This is a genomic window from Chryseobacterium taichungense (assembly GCF_900109935.1).
In the GTDB taxonomy this organism is placed as follows: Bacteria; Bacteroidota; Bacteroidia; order Flavobacteriales; family Weeksellaceae; genus Chryseobacterium; species Chryseobacterium taichungense.
The window spans coordinates 1-5,873 of sequence record NZ_FOBV01000019.1 but is presented as its reverse complement, the minus strand read 5'-3'; the positions used below and the strand labels follow the sequence as shown (position 1 = coordinate 5,873).

Below are 5,873 nucleotides of genomic sequence, written 5' to 3'. Positions count from 1 at the left end.
TATAAAAGCTATAAGTTCGGAGAAAAAGAGTTGCAAGAGTTTGGGGCTTATGACTTTGGAGCAAGGATGTATATGCAAGATATCGGAAGATGGTCTGCTACGGATCCAATGGCAGAAGTCAATCCTGGACTTTCAGTATATCGTTATGGGTTTAATAATCCAATTATGTTTACTGATCCGAATGGAATGTTGGAACAAGCACAGATAAATCATATATGGAATAATTCAGGTAATAATGGGATAACAAGTTGGTCATTTAATAAGGATGGCAGTCCTAAAAGAGATTCTTATAATCCTATGGAAGACTCGGAAGTTAATAATTTATTGGCTGCATTTAATAATGTAGCATTAGGTGGAGGCTCTAGTAAAATATCTTTCTTTACAGGAACGGCCACACAAACATCTTATAAAATTGGAAATGACCTATATGGTGTTGGAAATTTGGGAATAGGACATAATGTAACGATTAGAAACGAAACATCCATGGATGCCTATAAAAATTGGGTGGATTATGGGTCTGGAACATTTGAAACTATTTACAAAGCTATTGCTGATCAACGTACCTCACTTTATAATAGAGGGTATTGGATTGATAATTTAGGAAATCAAAGGAGTATTCGATACGCTGGTAGAGCAGCAGACTCACAAATAGGATTGAGAAGTGGCTATCTAAGAACTACTGCAATGTATGGAAAATATGCTGAAAGAGCTGGTTGGGTAGGTTATGCACTTGGTGCTTACGAAGTAGGTGAAGGATTGGCTAGTGACGGTTGGAAGCCTGGTAAAAATACTGTAGTTGCCACAGCAAAAGTGGGTACAGGTATTATTGTTTCAGCTGGAGTTTCAGCTGGAGTTTCAGCTGGGGTAGGTTGGCTTAGTGCAGCCATGGTAGGTGCTGGGGCAGGCTCTATAGCGCCCGGTGTTGGAACAGTTGTAGGGTTTGTCGCAGGAGCTATTGTAGGCTATTTTGCGAGTGAATATGTAGGAGAACAAGTTGAAGGTATTTATAAATAAATTAAAAAATTATGTCAGATATTATTTTTAAAAAAAATAGACCAAAATACTTCTTTTTTATATTAGTATTTTTAATTTTAATAATTTCCCTATCATATTTTGGCATTTTATGGATGCTTAATCCTTCAAAATATGTTTCTGTATTTACACGAAACGAAGTAATCGTATCTTTAGTAGGAATTCTTGCAATTTTAGGAGCATTGCTATTATCACTAATTATAATCAAGAGTATTAGTAATAGAAATTTTTTCATTAGAATTAATGATGAAGGATTATTTTTAGGTATCCTTCAATACACTAATAATTTAATTTATTGGAAAGATATAACCGGAATTGAAATTGTAGAAATAAATAAAATAAAAAATATTCTTGTTTATATTAATAATATTGAGTACTATAAAAACAGAGAAAAAGGACTTGGGAAATTTTTTTTTATATCCAATACTAAAAAATATGGGACACCATATGTAATAAATACCAATGCTTTATCAGCTAAAATTGATGATATTACTGAAGTAATGATCGAAAATTGGGAAAAGTTTAAATGAGATAATGATTAAAAAATACTAAGTTGGGAAATATAAAAAAGGACAATGTGAAACTGTCTATTATTACCCTTATTATGCTTTTAATACTTGCATTTGGAATAATAGCTGTAACAAACCCAAGTAAATATACTAGTTTTATTTACCGTAATGGATTAATCATATTTTTAGTCGGATTAATTAGTATTGTTATTTCAACATTTTTGATTTATTTATTTGGCAGGAAATTATTTGATAAAAATGCCATATTTTCAATAGATAGTATAGGCATTAGTGATAAGGTAAATATATTGGATTATCCTTTTATAAAATGGAAGAATAGAAGAATTTCAAGTAAATAATGTTTCTCATCTCAAAATTTTTATTCATAATCCCAAACAATATATAAATCAAAAAAAAGGTTTTAAAAAGTGGGTATTAAGTTTTAATTATAAACAATATCAAACCCCAATTTTATTAAACTGTACTTATTTGTCCTGTTCGTTTAATATGTTTAAGGAGAATATTTTAGATTTATATGAAGAATATAAGTAAATATTATGATTTTCTGCCTGGTCGTGGAGCATGGATCATGTTCCAAATGTGTTGGTTTTCTTTATTAATCGACATTAATATAGAAAAATTTAAATACAATTAATAAAAAACAGATGGTCTAAATGACCATCTGCTTATTTAAAAGATATTTACCAGTACAAAGATCATTTAGGAAATGTAAGAATAAGAAACAGCGCAGGCGCTCTTGAGATAACGGATTCCAATGATTATTATCCGTTTGGGATGAATCATTTAAAGACCGGGAATACCTATTTGCACAGGGAAGTTATAAAAGCTATAAGTTCGGAGAAAAAGAGTTGCAAGAGTTTGGGGCTTATGATTTTGGAGCGAGAATCTATATGGCAGATATTGCGAGATGGTTTGCTACGGATCCAATGGCAGAAGCCAATCCTGGACTTTCAGTGTATCGCTATGGCTTTAATAATCCTATTATGTTTACTGATCCGAATGGAATGTTGGAACAAGCACAGATAAATCATATATGGAATAATTCAGGTAATAATGGGATAACAAGTTGGTCATTTAATAAGGATGGCAGTCCTAAAAGAGATTCTTATAATCCTATGGAAGACTCGGAAGTTAATAATTTATTGGCTGCATTTAATAATGTAGCATTAGGTGGAGGCTCTAGTAAAATATCTTTCTTTACAGGAACGGCCACGCAAACATCTTATAAAATTGGAAATGACCTATATGGTGTTGGAAATTTGGGGCAAGGACATACCATACTGCTAAAAAATAGCAATGAAAATGAAAAAATAAACTTAGATGGTTATATTAGCATCATAGGAAATTTGAATGATTTTTTTGATAGCTCAGGAAAATCCTTAGCCACTAATTCTGGTATAATAAGACTAGGAACCAATGGAAGGATTTACTTTCCTACAGTAAATGGTCGTGTTTTTTATGGAAATCAATATGTAAGAACAATGTCATTAGCAAGATATGGTACTAGAATTGGGAAGGTTGTTGGTCCATTCGGCAATGTCGTCAATGGCGCAAAAATAATTAATGGTATATATAAAGATGATTGGACTTACGGACATAAGGCTCAAGTTGCCACAGCCGGAGTAGCTGGAAGTATGGCAGGAACTTGGGCAGGTGCAGAATTTGGAAGTTGGGCAGGAGCTAAAATTGGAGCAGGAATCGGAGTTTGGGTTGAAGGATGGGGAGCTGTACCAGGAGCTGCTATTGGAGGAATCGTTGGAGGGCTTGTTGGAGGTTTTTTTGGAGGCATGTATGGAGGAGATTATGCTGAACAACAAGCAGAAAATTGGTTAAAATAAAAATTATGGAAAAAGTTTGGAATAAAGTTTATTATAATATTTATTTATTTGAAGTAAATACTACATATGCTTTTAGAACAATTTTAAATTTTATTTTTAGTCCTATTACTAAAATTAATTTTTTAAAAAAAAGTTTAGAAAAAAAAGGGAGTTCATTCAAGCATATTGATGATATTGCCTTGAAAGTATCAAATAATCGAGAATATGGTAAAAGTATCAATTTTGCTAATATTCAAATCGGAGGTTTATTAGTTATATTAGAATATTGTTTATTTAATTTTTTACAGGCACTCTTGGGAAAGTCTCTAATTCAATATGTATGGGAATACAACAGAATTTATACTTTGTGCTTTATAATAATAATGTTACTAATTCCTTATATTATTAATAATAAGCTTTTATGGGAAAATGATAAATATTTAAAATATTTTGAAGAGTTTGATCAAGATAGTAAACACGTACGATATAAGTGGGCCTGGATCAGTTTGGGAATAATTGCAAGTATAATTTTATTGTTTATACTAAGTCTAATAGTAACGATAAAGGTATTAGGATAATGTTAAGCATTACGTAACAATGATCAGGTCATGTTTCAGATGTTTTGGTTTTGTTTATTGATCGACATTAAAGAAAAAAATTTAAATAAAATGAATAGAAAACAGATGGTCATTTAGATCATCTGTTTATTTAAAAGATATTTACCAGTACAAAGACAATTTAGGAAATGTAAGAATAAGTTTCGCAAGAAACAGCGCAGGCGCTCTTGAAATAACGGATGCCAATGATTATTATCCGTTTGGGATGAATCATTTAAAGACCGGGAATACCTATTTTGCACAGGGAAGTTATAAAAGCTATAAGTTCGGAGAAAAAGAGTTGCAAGAGTTTGGGGCTTATGACTTTGGAGCAAGGATGTATATGGCGGATATTGCGAGATGGTCTGCTACGGATCCCATGGCAGAAGCCAATCCTGGAGTTTCAGTGTATCGCTATGGCTTTAATAATCCTGTTATGTTTACTGATCCAAACGGTATGTTAGAAGATGCAGTCTTAGAAAAGATTTGGAACATAGGAGGCGAATGGAAAAATAACGGTAACGGAGGGTTTGACTATGGAAGGCATACCGTGGATTTTGATGGAAGTTATTCTTTTAATACTGATGACGTTATTGGTGAGAAAAAATTACCCTTATTAGATTTGGGAAGTAGAACAACAAGTTTCTTTTGGGGAAATCTGATACAGATGCATTATAATGCGTTTATACATGGTGGTGGAAGATACATTCTTTCAAATCCTATAGGAACGCAGGTTCTAGAAGCTAAAACATCATTTTTAGGGAGATTACTAGCAACTGCTAATCCACGAGAATGGAGTGATGACTATATGACTTACGTCGTCAATGCTGACGGTAAAATAGCAAGAGTACAACCTATCGGTGGTGCCGGGCCATTAGAATATATTAGTGGGGCTGGTGAATTAAAATATTTGTTAGCTAATAAAACCGCCTTAAAAACATTTAAATCTACAGAAATAGGTGCGCAAGAGATTAAAAAAGTTAAGGAAATGGCAGAATCGATGCGGAATGGTGATATGATGAAAATATATGGGGAAAAAATAGTTATATATTATAAAGATGGAGAAAGGTATATTTTAGATAGTCATCACAGGATACAAGCTGCAATACAAGAAAACAAAACTTTAGAAATAATTGAAGTTTCCGGACAAAAGGCATTGCAAATGTTTGGAGACAAAGTAAAACAAATTAATGCTGGACTTTTTAAATAAATGAATACAAATAAAATATTAATAGAATATATAGATTTCATAAAAGATTTTGAGGATACTATAAAAAGAGAAAAAAATATATCCAATAATGAAAACATCTGGAGCTATATGGTAAGTAATTTAATTGACAAAGAAAATATTAATTCTTACAAATTTATAAGACATGGTTCAGGATTTACTGTTGAAAAAAATGCAGTAGTATGTGAATATGACAAAGCCCCTTTGAATGAATATGATATTAAATTTTCTTTTTGGAAATTTAAAAATTTTATAGAGAGTAGTTATAAAGAAATTGTAGTAGATCAAATTGCATTAAAAAACGATTTATCTCATATGATTGAAAAAGGAATTTTGCACTGGTTAATAATCGATGACATTAATTGGAATATTTATCAAACGAATTTTAGATCATAATGAACCTTGGATATTTACTTACATCCTGAATTCATTATCGGGAATAATTTTAAATAAAATCAATAGAAAACAAATGGTCATTTGGATCATCTGTTTATTTAAAAGATATTTACCAGTACAAAGATCATTTAGGAAATGTAAGGATCAGTTTCGCGAGAAACAGCGCAGGCGCTCTTGAGATAACGGATGCCAATGATTATTATCCGTTTGGGATGAATCATTTAAAGACCGGAAATACCTATTTTGCACAGGGAAGCTACAAAAGCTATAAGTT

The 5,873-nt window shown here is 31.7% G+C and carries 7 protein-coding genes; all 7 read left to right on the top strand.

Features of this window, described 5'->3' with window-relative positions:
* Positions 1–1,014, top strand: a 1,014-nt coding sequence (locus BMW64_RS21000; protein WP_317048332.1) for an RHS repeat-associated core domain-containing protein, incomplete at its 5' end; no start/stop codon positions are given.
* An 11-nt stretch (positions 1,015–1,025) separates the two neighbouring features.
* Positions 1,026–1,562 (top strand): STM3941 family protein, encoded by a 537-nt coding sequence (locus tag BMW64_RS20175; RefSeq protein WP_143052748.1) that lies wholly within the window; start codon positions 1,026–1,028, stop codon positions 1,560–1,562.
* Positions 1,563–1,585: 23 nt separating this feature from the next.
* Positions 1,586–1,900: a hypothetical protein gene (locus tag BMW64_RS20170; RefSeq protein ID WP_090002478.1), complete on the top strand. Its 315-nt coding sequence runs from the start codon at positions 1,586–1,588 to the stop codon at positions 1,898–1,900.
* Positions 1,901–2,410: 510 nt separating this feature from the next.
* Positions 2,411–3,400, top strand: coding sequence for an RHS repeat-associated core domain-containing protein (locus tag BMW64_RS20165; RefSeq protein ID WP_090002476.1), 990 nt, complete (start codon positions 2,411–2,413; stop codon positions 3,398–3,400).
* Positions 3,401–3,405: 5 nt separating this feature from the next.
* A complete protein-coding gene (locus tag BMW64_RS20160; protein WP_143052747.1) occupies positions 3,406–3,957 on the top strand; it encodes a hypothetical protein in 552 nt (183 codons plus the stop codon).
* A gap of 244 nt (positions 3,958–4,201) precedes the next feature.
* Positions 4,202–5,185, top strand: coding sequence for an RHS repeat-associated core domain-containing protein (locus BMW64_RS20155; protein ID WP_228400981.1), 984 nt, complete (start codon positions 4,202–4,204; stop codon positions 5,183–5,185).
* Positions 5,186–5,599 (top strand): DUF6896 domain-containing protein, encoded by a 414-nt coding sequence (locus BMW64_RS20150; RefSeq protein ID WP_090002470.1) that lies wholly within the window; start codon positions 5,186–5,188, stop codon positions 5,597–5,599.
* Positions 5,600–5,873: the final 274 nt, after the last annotated feature.